This window comes from Campylobacter concisus (genome assembly GCF_050447505.1).
GTDB lineage: Bacteria > Campylobacterota > Campylobacteria > Campylobacterales > Campylobacteraceae > Campylobacter_A > Campylobacter_A concisus_BP.
On record NZ_JALMFZ010000001.1, the window covers coordinates 1,065,082 to 1,080,667 of the forward strand.

Below are 15,586 nucleotides of genomic sequence, written 5' to 3' on the forward strand. Positions count from 1 at the left end.
GACCTTTTGTTATAATGTGGCTTTAAAATACGGAGAATTAATGAAGAAAATTTTAATAATCGCAGACGGAACTTTTGCTAGAAATTTTTTGAGCAGACTTCTTGGAGCAAAGTCAAATTTACACCACTATATCGTTGTTTCAAACGAAGATCACAGCCAAAAGGCAAATTACGAAAATTTTACATTTTATCAGTTTGACCCAACGAGCCTTTCAAAGCTAAAGAGCGTAAGCGACGGCTATTTTAGCCAGTTTTGCATCATGAGTGACAATGAAAAAGAGGCGGTTGCTGTTTATGAAAATTTAAGACAGATCAGCACAAAGACTGAGACCATTTTTATGAACTCGTGGGAGCTTGATGAAAAGTGCAAGGAGACTTTTGCAAGCGATAAGCACCTAAGCGTGGTTGATATCAGAGATATCGCAGCTTCAAGGCTCATGGACTATCTGCCAGATATGCCTGTATATGCTGATAATATCGGCTTTAGTGAGGGCGAGATCATGGAGGTTAAGGTGCCTATTGGTAGCTCATATATGTATCGCCATGTAAGCTCGATCGCTCAAAAAAGATGGCGGATAGCGCTTATTTACAGGGGCGCTGAGATCATCTTGCCAAAGCCAAATACAATGATCCAGCCAAGCGATATCTTGCTAATCGTTGGTGATCCAAATGTGCTTCAAAACGTTTATCGCTCGATAAAACGCGAGAGTGGGCAGTTTCCAAGTCCATTTGGCAGCAACATCTACACGCTAATCGATATGAGATCAATGAGCAAAGAGCGAGTTGGCAAGCTTATAAAAGATAGCTTATATGTGCATTCAAAGCTAAATAACAAACGCCTTATCTTTAGAGTGATAAACCCAACTTTAGGCGAAAATTTAGAGACGCTAAAGGCGATAAAAGAGAAAAATATCCTTGTTTTGATGGATTATTTTAACAGCGACAATAAATCGATAAAAGATGACGTTTTAAAACACGATATCGGACTAATCATAAGCGACGATAGATACTTTTTTAAATTTCAAAAGCTATTTTATGAGCTTAAAATTCCAGTGCTAAAAACAGGTAAAATTTTGCTCTCAAAGGTAAAAGAGGGCGTGATACTGGGCGATCAAAGCCAAGAGGTGGAAAATCAATCAGCCGTCATTACAGACTGCTGCGCGCAGCTTGATTTGGAGATGAGATTTTACTATTTTGACAACAAACATAGCGACGATGAGGCGCTAAAAGAGCACTTTGAGAGCATTAGCACGCTCTTTTCAAAGCGCATAAAGATAGAAAATCACAGCCTCAAAAACCCGCTTGTAAAGCTAAAAGGCACAAATGATCTGCTTCATTTTGTGATGTTTAGCAAGAGCGTGGCAAATGGTAGCGCTTTTGCCTTTTTATCGACAAATTTAAATAGACTTTATAAAAAACTAAGCAAAAACGCACAGCTTTTTGTGCCAGTAAGTGAGTAGAAAATGCAGATAAATTTAAACCTTAAGGAAAAGGCGTCAAGCTATAAAATTTATATAAACGAGCTTGAGAGATTAGAGCTAAAGGGCAAGGTCGGCATCGTCACAAATGCCAAAGTAGCAGGGCTTCACCTTGAAAAGCTGCTTAGCGTTTTAAAGTGCGATGAGAAATTTATCATAAGCGTGCCAGACGGCGAGGAATATAAAAACCTTGAGACAATAGAGCAAATTTTAGAGCAGCTTTTTGTTAGTAAATTTGACCGCGCATCTACGCTCATAGCCCTTGGTGGTGGCGTCATCAGCGATATGACCGGCTTTGCGGCAAGCATATATGAAAGAGGGATAAGCTTTATAAATATCCCAACCACGCTTTTAGCGCAAGTCGATGCAAGTGTGGGCGGAAAAACAGGGGTAAATAACAAATTTGGCAAAAATTTAATCGGCTCATTTTATCAGCCAAAGGCAGTTTTTTGTGAGATAAATTTCTTAAAAACATTGCCAAAGAGAGAATTTGCAGCTGGCGTGGCAGAGGCTTTAAAGATGGCGATAACCTTTGATAAAGAGATGTTTAGCTGGCTAAAGAGCGTAAATTTAGACGATGGAAATTTAGCAAAGCTAGTTGAAAAGTCTATAAATTTAAAGGCTAGAGTAGTCGAGCAAGATGAAAAAGAAAAGGGTCTAAGAGCCATCCTAAACTACGGTCATACCTTTGCTCACGTCATCGAAAACGAGACAAATTATAAAGAATTTTTACACGGCGAAGCGGTGGCGATAGGTATGAATATGGCAAATCGCCTAAGCGTTAGACTGGGTCTCATGAGTGAGGCGCAGGCAGAGGAGATCAAGCAGGTATTAGTGAAATTTGATCTGCCTGTAAGCTACAAAATAGAAAACGAATATGCATTTTACGAGGCGTTTTTTATGGATAAAAAGACAAAAGGTGATAAGATAAATTTCATAATCGCAGATAAAATCGGCAGTGCGTTCATCAAAAATGACGTCAAAAAAGAGGACGTTTTAGAAACTTTGAGAGAATTTAAATGAAAAAGATCCTAGTTTTTCTACTTTTTTGCTTTGCACTTTACGCTGAAGAGAACGCCACGCTTGAGCAAAATGTCTCACAAAATTTACAAAATAGCGAGCTTATAAAAGAAATTTCAAACCTAGATAACTCCCTAAAAAACAATATCTGGATCACAAGATACGCTAACTACAACACCTATCAAAAGCTTCTTGATGAGCTAGAGCAAAATGAAAATGAGCTTAAAAAGCTCGATAAAGGCTCAAAAAGAGGTGGCGATCTCATAAAGAGAAGTCAAACCCTAAAAGAGCAGATAAATTTGCTAAAAGAGTATGAGAAAACGCCATTTTCAAATATGCTAGCAGCCCCAGAAATGGAAAATCCGCCTAGGATAAATAGCCCAGTGGCGCTGGTGTCTGGCTTTTCATACATAAAAAAGATAAGAAGCGACAAGATCGAGTACCAAAGGCACATCAAAGAGCTTGACACCTTGCTTGAGAAGCTTGAAGCAAAAGAGAATTTGCTAAATAGACTAAATTTGATAGATGATAGCGAGCAAAATAGGGCAAGTCTAAACCTTGCAAAGCAAGAGATAGGCGACTTCAAAGCGGCAAAACAGATCGCTGATACCACTTATAGCGTCTATGAAAAAAGGGCAGATGAAGCGATAAATTTGACGACCTCTGACATCAAGGCTCAGTTTTTAAGCATGGGCTACACAGCCATCGTCATCCTTTTAACGATCGGACTAACATTTATCGCTAAATTTATCGTTAAAAGAACGATCACGGATAACGAGAGATTTTACACGGTCAATAAATTTTTAAACGTACTAAACATAACCGTTATCATCATAATTTTGCTCTTTTCATACATCGAAAACGTCACGTATCTAGTCACCGTGCTAGGTTTTGCCTCAGCTGGTATCGCCATCGCGATGAAAGATATGTTTATGAGTATGCTTGGTTGGATGGTTATCATGTTTGGTGGTACGATCCACGTGGGAGATCGCGTCAGGGTCTATCACGACGGTAGCGAATTTGTGGGCGATGTGATAGACATTTCGCTGCTTCGCTTAACCGTTTTTGAAGACGTTAGCTACTCGACCTATAAGACAAACCGCCGTGCAGGTAGGATCATCTTTGTACCAAATAACTACATCTTTACAGACCTCATCGCAAACTACTCGCACTACGGCATGAAGACAGTTTGGGACGGCATAGATGTCGTGATAAGCTTTGATAGCAATCATAAAAAGGCAGCCTATCTAGCAAAAAATATCGTTAAAAAATATTCAAAAGGCTATACAGACATCGCAAAACGTCAGATGAACAAGCTAAGAAGCCAGTACAGCATCAAAAATCCAAATGTAGAGCCAAGAATTTACACATTTTTTGAGCCATATGGCATCAATATCTCATGCTGGTATATGTCCAACTCATACGCCACGCTCGCTCTAAGAAGCACGATAAGTGCTGAGATCATAGAGGCATTTTTGGCTCACGATGATATAAAGATAGCTTACCCAACACAAACTATGTTTATAGGCAAAAAAGAAACGCCAAGCGATCACGTAGCTCACGCTGAGCAAGAGGGCGAAAATATCTAATGCAAAAGATATTTTTTAAAACATTTGGATGCCGCACAAACATCTATGACACCGAGCTTTTAAAGAGCTACATAAAAGACTACGAGATCACAAACGACGAAGAGGTCGCTGATATCGTCGTGATAAACTCATGCACCGTGACAAACTCGGCTGATAGCGGCGTTAGAAACTATATAAACGGCGTAAAAAGACGTGGCGCAAAGGTCATACTAACAGGATGTGGCGCAGTTAGTAAGGGCAAGGAGCTTTTTAGTAGTGGCGTCTTTGGCGTGCTAGGAGCTAGCAAAAAGAGTGATCTAAACGAGCTTTTAAAACAAGATAAGCCATTTTTTGAGCTTGGAAATTTAAACTCAGTCGATAAAAACATCGTCACAAACTACGAAAATCACACAAAGGCTTTTATAAAAATTCAAGAAGGCTGCAACTTTAACTGCAGCTACTGCATCATCCCATCAGTGCGCGGCAGAGCTAGGAGCATGGACGAGGCGATGATACTAAAAGAAGCTAGAATTTTAGCTCAAAATGGCTATAATGAGCTCGTTTTAACTGGCACAAACATAGGCAGCTACGGCAAAGATACAAACAGCTCTCTTGGCAAATTGCTAGCAAATTTAGGCAAAATTTCAGGCATCAGACGCATAAGACTTGGCAGTATCGAGCCAAGCCAGATAGATGAGAGCTTTAGAGAAATTTTAAAAGAGGAGTGGCTGGAGCGTCATCTTCACATCGCACTTCAGCACACGAGCGAGGCGATGCTAAAGATCATGCGCAGGCGAAATAACGCATTTAGCGACCTAGAGCTTTTTAATGAGCTAAGCTCCCTTGGTTTTGCTTTGGGGACTGACTACATCGTGGGTCATCCAGGGGAAAGTGAAGAAATTTGGGCAGAAGCGGTGGAAAATTTCAAGAAATTTCCTATCACGCACCTGCATGCTTTTGTCTATTCGCCTAGGCGTGATACGCACTCAGCGACGCTAAAAAGCGACGTAAGTGGCGATGTGGCAAAGGCAAGGCTGAAAGTTTTACAGGGCATTGCTTTTAAAAACAATGAAAATTTTAGAAAAAGACATAACGGGGCTTTAAAAATTTTAGTCGAGCAAAAAAACGGCGACTTTTACGAGGGCTTTGATCAGTTTTACAACAAAGCTAAAATTTCTAGTCAAAACGACATAACAAAAGAGTGGTTGGAGGTAAGCGAATATGAAATTAAGCCAGATGCCAATTATGCAAAAATTTAAATTTAACAAGAAAAATATCCTAATAATAGCCGCTGTGGCTCTAATAATAGCGCTACTTTTTGCTGTGAGTAAAGAGCCACGAAACATCACCTACTCGCAATATATGCAACTAATGGATGGAAATTTCATCGATAAAGCAGTCATCGACGAAGATGAGGTCATCCTCTATGCGCAAAATAACCGCTTTGCCATCATAAAAGAGGGCATAGATATAAAAGAGCTCATCAAAAAGGTCCCAGTCGAGCGAAGTGTGCAGTATATCACGCCAGGCATGGTCTGGGGAAGCATCATCTTTGTTTGTCTTGTGCTTTGGTATGCATATATTTTTAGGGCTATCAAGAAGAAAGAGGAGAGCCTTTTAAGCAAAAAAGATGGCGCTTTTGAGATAGAAAGCGTACTAAATCAAAATGCGATGCCAGTCATTTCAAACGTGAGATTTAGCGATGTAGCAGGCATTAGCGAGGTCAAAAGCGAGCTTAGTGAGATAGTTGATTTTCTTAAAAATCCGCAAAAATATAGAAATTTTGGTATCAAAATGCCAAAAGGCGTGCTAATGATTGGCCCTCCAGGCGTTGGCAAGACACTTGTGGCAAAGGCAGTCGCTGGCGAGGCAAATGTGCCGTTTTTTTACCAAAATGGTGCAAGCTTTGTGCAAATTTACGTCGGCATGGGCGCAAAAAGAGTTAGAGAACTCTTTAGCAGAGCCAAATCCTACGCACCATCAATCATCTTTATCGACGAGATAGATGCTGTTGGCAAGAGTAGGGGTGGCACTAGAAACGACGAGCGAGAAGCCACGCTAAATCAGCTGCTAACCGAGATGGACGGCTTTGAGGACAATTCTGGCGTCATCGTCATAGCTGCTACAAATAGGATCGAGATGATCGACGAGGCGCTACTTAGATCGGGCCGCTTTGATAGGCGTATATTTTTATCAATGCCTGATTATAACGACAGGGTGGCGATCCTAAACACATATCTAAAAGATAAAAACTGCGAAGTGCCAGCTGAGGATATCGCTAGGATGAGCGTTGGCTTTTCTGGTGCAGCACTTAGCACGCTTGTAAATGAAGCTGCGATAAATGCCCTTAGAAATGGCGAGAGCGTGCTTAGGATGAGAGACTTTGAGGCTGTTTTAAACAAGGTCTTGCTCGGCAAGAAAAAGGTGCTAAGCTACAGCGAGAGCGAGAAGAAAATTCAAGCCATCTATCAAGGCGCAAAAGCGCTAAGTGCTTACTGGTTTGATGTGAAATTTGAAAAAATTTCGCTCATTGAAGACCGCTTTATGGCGACTGAGCAAGAGATCGAGTCAAAGTCACAGATGCTCTCACGCATAAAGGTTTTAATCTCTGGCATGTGCAAGCTCGAGATAGATGAGAACGACATCTTTTCAAACTCAAGCAACGATCTAAATTTGGCAAAAGAGATCGCTTCAAAGATGGTTTATGAGTATGGCATGGGAAATTCTTTCGTGCCAAATCCAAACGATGTGGAAGAAATTTTAAAACAAGCAAAAGATGAGATAATCTCATTTTTAAAGGGCACAAACGAGCAAATCGCAAGGATAAGCTCATATCTGCTTACTTATGAGAGCGTAGATAAAGAGACGCTTGCTAAAATTTTAAATGAAAACTACTAATAAAGGAGAAAAAATGAAAGCAAAAATAGGAATTCTAACTATGTCAGATCGCGCAAGCGAAGGCACATACGAGGATAAATCAGGACCAGCGATCAAAGAGGTGCTTGACGGCTGGATAGTAAGCGAGAGAGAGTATTTTTACGAGGTGATCCCTGATGAGCTTGATCTCATAAAAGAGAGGCTCGTGCACATGATAGACGTGCTAGGATGCGACCTTGTGCTAACTACTGGGGGCACAGGACCAGCAGTGAGAGATGTCACCCCAGAGGCTACTGAGGCAGTTTGCGAGAAGATGATGCCAGGCTTTGGCGAGCTAATGAGAGCTGCGAGCTTAAAATATGTCCCAACAGCGATCCTATCACGCCAAACAGCAGGCATCAGAGGCCACGCGCTCATCATAAATTTACCAGGTCAGCCAAAAGCGATAAAAGAGTGCTTGGAGCCGGTATTTCCAGCGGTGCCATACTGCATCGACTTGATCGAGGGTGCGTTTATCGAGACTGATGAAAACGTGATGAAAGTTTTCCGCCCAAAACAAAAGAAAATTTCATAAACAAAATTTGCTAAACCACTGAAATTTATAGCCACCTCTTTTATGAAGAGGTGGTTTATCCACTGCTACCTCTTTAAATTTGATTCTTTCTAGCTGCTATTTTGATGTTTGCTTTCGTATGAATTTTTTTGACTAGTTTTTAGTTTGTTACTGTTGCTAAATTTGATGAAAGACACAGCGTTTATGTCGTATTTTGCGATTAAGCTAGAGTGGCTAAAATTTTGCAAAGCATGGCATTAAAGATTGCTTGCATAGTGATTATTGGTAAATTAAATTTTTTAAAGCGGCTATTATTTGCATGCCTTTCAAGTCAAACATCACAGAACTTTTTTAGTTTTCAAACTCAAATTTTCACCTAATGCAGCGTTAAAAGATAGATAAAACGTTTAAAACTTCAAGCCAAATAGTTTAAATTTATTGGTTTTTGATCTTTGTTGTCCATTTGTATCGGTATTTGTTTCTTATTTTAAAAGACAGACTAGCAACATTTTCTAAAAGATTTATAGCTAAATTTGCACTATTTTAAATAAATACTATACAAATTAGCATTTTAAATAATGAAAATTAAATATAAATTTTTATTTTATTTATAAATTGCATTATATGCCTAAAAAAATGTTAAAAAACTTGATAGTAATGCTATCAAGGTTAAGTATATTTTTATCACTTTGTGCTATAATCTGCCAAAAATTTAAAACAAGGAAAAGGAAATGGCAGATAAATTTGAATTTCAGACCGAGGTCAATGACCTTTTAAATTTGATGATCCACTCTCTTTACTCAAACAAAGAGATATTTTTAAGAGAGCTTATATCAAACTCAAACGACGCACTTGACAAGCTTAACTACCTATGCTTGACCGATGAAAAGTATAAAAGCTTAAGCTACACTCCAAGGATCGACATCAAAGTAGATGAAAAAGCTAAGACTTTAATGATCAGTGACAACGGTATAGGCATGGATAAAGATGAGCTCATCGCAAATTTAGGCACCATTGCAAGAAGTGGTACAAAGGGCTTTATGCAAAGCTTAAGCGGCGATGCAAAGAAAGATAGCTCACTGATCGGCCAGTTTGGCGTGGGCTTTTACTCAGCGTTTATGGTGGCAAGCAAGATCGAGGTCATAAGCAAACGTGCGCTTGGCGAGAAGGCCTATAAATGGACATCTGACGCAAAAAGCTATGAGATAGAAGAGGCTAGCAAAGATGGCTTTGGTACGGATATCATCTTGCATTTAAACGACGATGAGTTTGCAAATTCTTGGCGTATCGAAGAGATAGTTAAAAAGTATTCAAACCACATCCCTTATCCTATATTTATGGATAAAGAGAGCTATGTCGCACCAAAAGAAGGCGAAAAAGAAGGCACTTATGAGACTAAAAACGAGCAGATAAACAAGGCAAATGCGCTTTGGAGGCTAAATAAAGCTAGCCTCAAAGAGCAAGACTACAACGACTTTTATAAACAAATTTCACATGACAGCAGCGACCCGCTACTTTATATCCACACAAAGGCCGAGGGCAAGATCGAGTACTCGACACTATTTTATGTGCCAAGCACTGAGCCGTTTGACCTCTTTAGGGTTGATTATCAAAGTGGTGTGAAGCTCTATGTGAAGAGGGTTTTTATAACTGACGATGCAAAAGAGCTTTTGCCGCCGTATCTTAGATTTATCAAAGGTGTGATCGATGTTGAGGATCTGCCGCTAAACGTTAGCCGCGAAATTTTACAAGAAAATGCGATCATGCGAACCGTTAAAGAGCAAAGTGTGAAGAAAATTTTAAGCGAGCTTGCAAAAGTAAAAGATAACGACCATGAAAAATACATAAAATTTTACAAACTATTTGGCAAGGTTTTAAAAGAGGGACTTTATGGCTTTAACGCTGAAAAAGAGCAAATTTTGGATCTTTGCCTATTTAAAAGCTCAAAAAGAGATGGGCTTATCAGTCTAAAAGAGTACAAAGAGGCGATGAAAGAGGATCAAAAGTCGATCTACTACATCAGCGGCAACAACGAAAATATGCTAAGAAATTCGCCGCTTCTTGAGAGCTTTAAGAAAAATGACATCGAAGTGTTAATAATGGATGAAGAGATCGATACGATCGTCATGCCAATGGTAAATGAATTTGACAAAACGCCTCTAAAATCAGTCTCGCACGCTGATATAAATGACGAGATCAAAAACGACGAGAAAGTCGATGAGAGCAAGGTTGCAAACACTCTTGTTAAGATGAAAGAGATATTAAAAGACGAGGTAAAAGATGTTAGGCTAAGCTCAAGGCTCTCAAGCTCGGCTGCGGTGCTAATATATGATAAAAACGACCCTGATTACGCTATGCAAGAGATGTTAAAACAGATGGGACAAGGCGCAAATGCTCCAAAAGTTAAGCCGATCTTAGAGATCAATGCTGATCATGAAATTTTTGCAAAACTTGAGAAAAATGAGGCGATGATATATGACATAGCGCCTTTGCTTCTTGATATGGCAAGGCTAAATGAGGGCATGAGCCTAGAAAATCCAGCTAAATTTTCAGAACTTCTAACAAAAGTGATGATAAAAGCTATATAAAATTTGTAAGCCCAAAGAAATTTGGGCTTTTTTAAATTTGTAGTCTAATAAAAGCCTAAAATGCGAGCTAAGCGAAATTTAGCTCCATCGTTAGTTTGGCTTTTGCTTATTTTTGCTCTTTGTATTTTAAAATTTGAGCGTAAATTTCATCTTTTAGTTTTAATTTTTCTTTTTTCAAGGCATCAAGCTCAGAGGCTTGCGCTGCTTTGCTATCTATTTTTTCATTTAGCTCGTCATGCTTTTTGCAAAGTGCGGCAAAATGAACATCAACTTTTTTCAACTCGTTTATGAGATCAGTGTATTCGTGTAACATACGTAGCTCCTGTAAAAAATTTATAAATTCTAACAAGGCTTTGTAAATGTTTGGCTATCTAAATTTAGATCTATAAAGTCTTAGTGGTTAAGCCAAATTTATCACAAAATGCAAAAAACTAAACGTATTTTAGCTCTTCTGGCTTATGCTTGCTCTTTACTAGGCGTTTGGTTAGACGTATGCCATCAACTGTGCCGATGACTAAAAGTTTTGTGCCTGTACCGATTAGAGTGTCACCATTTGGCATCGGGATAAATTTGTTATTTATGTCTCTAATGCCTACCACGTCAGCATTTGTGATATTTCTTAGGTGCGTCTCTTTTAGTCTTTTAAACCTGATCCAAGAGTAGTCAGGCACAAGAATTTCTTCTATGTCGATAGGTGAGCTTTTTGTGTATAGAAATTGCTCGAGTAAATTTTCCATATCAGGTCTTACGCTCATGGCACTTAGACGCTGTGCGACCAGGCGAGATGGGCTGACTACGTTATCAGCACCAAGTTTTTTAAGTCTTTGTGTGTCATCTTCACTATCGGAGTTTGTGATGATATGGTAAGGTTTTTTGCGGCCTATCTCTTTTTCGTAAAGTCTAACAGATGCGATAAGTGCGATATTATCAGCGATATTTGGGCTAAGAGTGATTAGCCCTTTCGCGCTTGAAAGATGCGTTTTTAAAAAGGCGATTTGAGTGTGAGGCTGAGCTTTTATGAAGTATGGATACTTGTAAATTTGAGCTAATTCTGCGATATCTTCTCTGTCATCAACCACTACAAATGGTATGTGATTTTCACGAAACTGAGCGCTAAGCTCGATCGTGTAAAGGTTGTGGTAACAAATAACGAAGTGATTTTTTAGTCTTGCGATCTTGTAAAGCATGCGCCTTTCCTTTAAAATGCTAATTAATGTGCCTCTTTTTAGAACTTCTACAACGATACCGATTGATAGCGTGAAAATAATGAAGCCAACAAGGATAAATGTTATAGTAAAAATTCGCCCCTTTGGAGTTATGGGCGCAACTTCGGTAAAACCGACCGTCGTGAAGGTCATACCTGCTTGGTAAAAGGCATCTATGAGAGAGAAGTTATCTATAAAGATATAACCTAGTGTTCCAAAAAGTAACAGTAGTACCACTGAAATTAGTGGAAATCTAAAAGGTTTTAGTTGTTCGTAAAGCTCAGTATCTAGGCTTATTTCTGGTTTTGCGGAGTTTGACCAGTTGAGGAATTTTAAAAGTCTTGAGAGAAAAGACATAAATTCCTCTTCATTTTATCTCTTAGTTTGACTGCTTTTTCATAGTTCTTAGAGTAGAAGCAGCAACTTTTATTCTTCTTGTTGTTCCATCTTCTAGGGTAACACGGATAGTTCTAAGATTTGGTAAAAATCTTCTTTTAGTTTTATTGTTGGCGTGGCTCACGTTGTTGCCTACCATTGGTCCTTTGCCAGTTATCGCACATCTTTTTGACATTTTTTTTCCTTATAAACAAAAATTTCTGCTGATTTTATCTAAACAAAACCAAAGTATTGCTTAAAATGGAGATTTATATTTATAAGTTTTGTTGATTTTTTATTTAATTAAGGCTAAAATAGCCCCAAAATAAAAAATCGGTAAAACAAAAATGCTAACTAAAAATCAAATAGATGAAATTTCAAATTTTATCTATACAATGCCCGATGTTTTTTATGAGTGCCAAAAGCACTTAGATGAGGGCGACATCACTGCTGCTATGGAACTTTTTAGGGGTAGTGAGACTTTTAAAGCGTACTTTGCTACGATAGTAAATTTAGGCGATTTTGGCGTTCAAAACCACACTAGAGATATCTATGCTATGGCTTATCCACTAGGCATAGACAACCTAAAAATGATAATTTGCTCTTATTTTGTTTTTATCAAATCTCCAAAAAGATATAAAAATTTTGGTGTAAATTTACACTCGATGATGGAGTTTAATGCCAAATTTCTATCTGACTGGAGCAAACTTCTAAACTACCTTGGGCTAAAAAATCAAAAAAATTTGTTTCTAGCTGCCTACGCGCTAATTTTGCTTATATTTTGCGAGCTGATCTTTTTGAAGTATCCACACTCGCTTAAACATATCGTTGGCTTTTCTGATATGAGCTTTGATAGGATCTTGCAGCGAAGGTTTGACATTTCGCTATTTGGAGTACTTTTAAAGCTTGCAGGATGGGATAGCGACAGGCTCAATAGAGAAGAGGTTTTAGTTTTAAAATACTTTAAAATTTTGCTCTCTTATGAGGCAAGCACTGCTAAATTTTTTGACTTTGGCATAGATAGGATCACCGATGTTAGCGTCCATGCTTCGGCTGATATGGTTATAAATTTAAAAAAGGCTCTTAGAAAATGAAAGTAACTTTTGAGGGCTCTTTAGCCATTGTTAGGCCATTTGGATTTTTAGAGGTTAATATCACCCCTTCAAGTATCAAAAAGGCCGATATAGAGCAAATTTGCGCAAGGCAGATAAGTGCCATTTTGCTTTCATTAAAAAATGTCACATTTTTTAGCCCACTTTGGCTAAATAGCACATGCGAGCATCTATCAAGCATCGCTAAGCAGATAGGCGCTGAGTTTGCAGTTTGCGACTATGACGATACTTTTTACGAGCTTGTCGCAAAGACTTCAAAAAATATTTTGAGATTTTCGCTCTTTGAAAATGAAAAAGTTGCGACGCTATTTTTAAATGATACTTTAGCAGATAGCAGCGAAGCCATCGTGATTTATAACAAAAATGAGCAGTATAAAGACTACATCAACTCGCTTTTGGAGCAAAAGTGCTACAAGTGTAAATTTGTAAAAAGTGTAGAAGAATTTAACGCTGCCAAACAAGCCTATAAATATACCATTAGCACCTTAAATCACATCGTTTTAGGTAAAAAAGAGTTTAGCACCTTTGTAAGAGGCGACGTTGTCATTTACAAGGCAGCAGGGCTTATAGATAGCTCTTTTGTGCAGAATTTTGACTATAAATTTCACGAAAGGTTGCAAAAAATTGGCTTTAAATTCTTTGTTTTTTGGTCTGATTCGGTTGGCGCTTTAAATACCATAGGTGCTAGTTTTTTGATAAAGCTATCTGAGCTGAGCCAAAAAAGTGGCGGTATATTGGCAATTTGTGGCTTAAATGAGGGCAACATCTCAGAGACACTTGCATCAAATTTAAAAGCGGCAAAGATACTTTTATATAAAAAGATGGATGACTTTTTCAAAGATGACTCGACGCTTTATTTTAAAAAGCGCCTTATCGATATAGAGCCAACAAAGATGAATAAAAACTTGGTTGAGTTTTTGCCACTTGTGATCTCAAGTGTCACAGACGTGCTCTCGCCTTTGATAGAGAGTGAAATTTTATGCCTTGATGCAAAGATCAGCAACTTTAACGTAGAGGGCGAAAATGACTATTTGAGGGCTTGCGTCCTCTTTTATGGCGACGTACAGATGAGAATTTTGCTTGGTGTTAAAAAGGACAAGCTTGGTAAAATTTGCTCTATTTTTTCAGATAATGGCGATCTAGAGTGTGGCTGTTTAAGCGGATTTTCTCAAATTTTTAGTATCATTGCAAGCAAAATTTTAGATATTTTCATCGAGAGAAATTTAAAGGTAAAACTTAGCAACTTTAAATTTTTCGAAAATGAGATGTTTTTTGACAGAGCAAGCAGTGGAATTTTTGCCACACTAAATGCAAAAGAGAGCCAAACTGGCGTGATTTTTATAAGTAAATAAGGATTTAAAATGTACGTTGCACCTAGTATTTTGTCGGCTGATTTTGGAAATTTGGCAGCTGAGATAAGAGCCATTTGCGAGGCTGGGTGTGATCTGGTGCATGTTGATGTTATGGATGGGCATTTTGTGCCAAATTTAACCATCGGCCCAGTCGTGGTAAATGCCGTTGCAAAGGCTGCTACAAAGCCACTTGATATTCATTTGATGGTTGAAAATAACTCATTTTTTGCTGACCTTTTTTTGCCACTAAAGCCAAAATTTCTAACCTTTCACATAGAAGAAGAGAAGCATCCAATGAGGCTCATCGATCACATCAGAAAAAACGGCGTAAGCCCTGGTATCGTGCTAAATCCACACACGCCAGTTAGTGCGATCGAGCACATCATCGATGAAGTCGATATGGTGCTTTTAATGAGCGTAAATCCCGGCTTTGGCGGTCAGAAATTTATGCCAGTCGTGCTTGAGAAAACAAGGGCGCTAAGGGAGCTAATAGAGCGCAAAAACGCCAAGTGCCTCATCGAAGTAGATGGCGGCGTAAATGGGCTAAATGCGCCTGATCTTGAAGAGGCTGGGGCTGATATCTTGGTGGCTGGCAGCTATATCTTTTCGTCAAATTCATACGAACAAGCCATTCGCGCCATAAAGCTTGAGTTTTGAAACCAAAAAAACAGCGTTTAGAAAATAGCATTGAAATTTTAACTAGGCAAAATTTAGGCTATCACGAGTTTATCTTGAAATTTAGTGATATCGAGGAAATTTCATCGCTCATTGACGTGCGTGACCTTGATATGTGGCGAACTCTCGGGCTTGACATCACTAGAAATGAAAGCAACGAGATCGAGCTTGGCACGAGATTTAGAGATATTAGCGAGCAGGAATTTTGTGTGGTTGATATCGAAACGACTGGTGGCACAACAAATGGACAAATCATAGAAATAGGCGCTATAAAAATGAAAAATGGCACCGAAATAGGGCGCTTTGAAAGCTTTGTAGCAGCTAGTGTGGTGCCTGAAAATATCACAGAGCTAACTGGCATAAGAGCGAGCGATCTAGTCGGTGCGCCAAATTTGCTAAACGTGCTTGAGCGGTTTAAAATTTTTCTAGGAACTAGCGTCTTTATCGCACACAACGTAAATTTTGACTACGGATTTATCTCGCATAGTCTAAATGAGATCGGACTTGGCATACTGCTAAATAGAAAGCTTTGCACCATCGATCTTAGCCGCCGCACCATCGCCTCGCAAAAATACGGCCTTGGCTCGCTAAAAGAACTCCTTGGCATAAATAATACTCACCACAGAGCCCTAAATGACGCGGTAGCAGCAGCTGAAATCTTTAAAGTCTGCCTCAATCGCCTACCTTTTAGCATCCAAACGACAGAGGATCTCATAAGCTTTAGCAAAAATGCCCCAAGCGTAAAGCTAAAACCAGAGCCAGTTTTAAAAGCTTTAGAGTAGGG

The 15,586-nt window shown here is 38.9% G+C and carries 14 protein-coding genes; 11 read left to right on the plus strand and 3 right to left on the minus strand.

What is annotated here, in order from left to right:
- Positions 1 to 40: 40 nt before the first annotated feature.
- The 7 genes from MTT09_RS05365 (at position 41) to htpG (ending at position 10,083) form a co-directional block, all read left to right on the plus strand.
- Positions 41 to 1,459, plus strand: coding sequence for a COG3400 family protein (locus MTT09_RS05365; protein WP_429803013.1), 1,419 nt, complete (start codon positions 41 to 43; stop codon positions 1,457 to 1,459).
- A 3-nt stretch (positions 1,460 to 1,462) separates the two neighbouring features.
- Positions 1,463 to 2,500: a 3-dehydroquinate synthase gene (gene aroB, locus MTT09_RS05370; protein WP_107847871.1), complete on the plus strand. Its 1,038-nt coding sequence runs from the start codon at positions 1,463 to 1,465 to the stop codon at positions 2,498 to 2,500.
- Positions 2,497 to 4,086, plus strand: coding sequence for a mechanosensitive ion channel domain-containing protein (locus MTT09_RS05375; RefSeq protein ID WP_429803015.1), 1,590 nt, complete (start codon positions 2,497 to 2,499; stop codon positions 4,084 to 4,086). The genes aroB and MTT09_RS05375 overlap by 4 nt, the downstream gene beginning before the upstream one ends.
- Positions 4,086 to 5,324: a tRNA (N(6)-L-threonylcarbamoyladenosine(37)-C(2))-methylthiotransferase MtaB gene (mtaB, locus tag MTT09_RS05380; RefSeq protein ID WP_429803017.1), complete on the plus strand. Its 1,239-nt coding sequence runs from the start codon at positions 4,086 to 4,088 to the stop codon at positions 5,322 to 5,324. The genes MTT09_RS05375 and mtaB overlap by 1 nt, the downstream gene beginning before the upstream one ends.
- Positions 5,311 to 6,963: an ATP-dependent metallopeptidase FtsH/Yme1/Tma family protein gene (locus tag MTT09_RS05385; RefSeq protein ID WP_429803714.1), complete on the plus strand. Its 1,653-nt coding sequence runs from the start codon at positions 5,311 to 5,313 to the stop codon at positions 6,961 to 6,963. The genes mtaB and MTT09_RS05385 overlap by 14 nt, the downstream gene beginning before the upstream one ends.
- Positions 6,964 to 6,976: 13 nt before the next feature.
- Positions 6,977 to 7,516 carry a molybdopterin adenylyltransferase gene (gene mog / locus MTT09_RS05390; RefSeq protein ID WP_009293784.1) on the plus strand — a complete coding sequence of 180 codons (540 nt, stop codon included), beginning with the start codon at positions 6,977 to 6,979 and terminating at the stop codon, positions 7,514 to 7,516.
- 710 nt (positions 7,517 to 8,226) lie between these two features.
- Positions 8,227 to 10,083 carry a molecular chaperone HtpG gene (htpG, locus tag MTT09_RS05395; protein WP_429803019.1) on the plus strand — a complete coding sequence of 619 codons (1,857 nt, stop codon included), beginning with the start codon at positions 8,227 to 8,229 and terminating at the stop codon, positions 10,081 to 10,083.
- A 106-nt stretch (positions 10,084 to 10,189) separates the two neighbouring features.
- Here htpG and MTT09_RS05400 read toward each other — a convergent pair whose 3' ends face one another.
- From MTT09_RS05400 to rpmB, 3 genes are all read right to left on the minus strand, one after another.
- Entirely contained in the window at positions 10,190 to 10,396 is a 207-nt protein-coding gene (locus MTT09_RS05400; protein ID WP_002942218.1) for a DUF465 domain-containing protein, read from the minus strand.
- 118 nt (positions 10,397 to 10,514) lie between these two features.
- Positions 10,515 to 11,645, minus strand: a complete 1,131-nt coding sequence (locus tag MTT09_RS05405) for a potassium channel family protein (RefSeq protein ID WP_009293929.1) — start codon at positions 11,643 to 11,645, stop codon at positions 10,515 to 10,517.
- Positions 11,646 to 11,667: 22 nt separating this feature from the next.
- Positions 11,668 to 11,859: a 50S ribosomal protein L28 gene (rpmB, locus tag MTT09_RS05410; RefSeq protein ID WP_002942221.1), complete on the minus strand. Its 192-nt coding sequence runs from the start codon at positions 11,857 to 11,859 to the stop codon at positions 11,668 to 11,670.
- Between the two features lie 199 nt (positions 11,860 to 12,058).
- Between rpmB and MTT09_RS05415 the strand changes: the two genes are divergently transcribed.
- The 4 genes from MTT09_RS05415 to MTT09_RS05430 are packed head-to-tail and all read left to right on the plus strand — an operon-like array spanning position 12,059 to position 15,584.
- Positions 12,059 to 12,757, plus strand: coding sequence for a hypothetical protein (locus MTT09_RS05415; RefSeq protein WP_429803021.1), 699 nt, complete (start codon positions 12,059 to 12,061; stop codon positions 12,755 to 12,757).
- Entirely contained in the window at positions 12,754 to 14,127 is a 1,374-nt protein-coding gene (locus MTT09_RS05420) for a hypothetical protein (protein WP_429803023.1), read from the plus strand. Before MTT09_RS05415 ends, MTT09_RS05420 begins: the two co-directional genes overlap by 4 nt.
- A gap of 9 nt (positions 14,128 to 14,136) precedes the next feature.
- Positions 14,137 to 14,784, plus strand: a complete 648-nt coding sequence (gene rpe, locus MTT09_RS05425; protein ID WP_103594286.1) for a ribulose-phosphate 3-epimerase — start codon at positions 14,137 to 14,139, stop codon at positions 14,782 to 14,784.
- Positions 14,781 to 15,584 carry a 3'-5' exonuclease gene (locus MTT09_RS05430; RefSeq protein WP_429803025.1) on the plus strand — a complete coding sequence of 268 codons (804 nt, stop codon included), beginning with the start codon at positions 14,781 to 14,783 and terminating at the stop codon, positions 15,582 to 15,584. Before rpe ends, MTT09_RS05430 begins: the two co-directional genes overlap by 4 nt.
- Positions 15,585 to 15,586 lie beyond the last annotated feature (2 nt).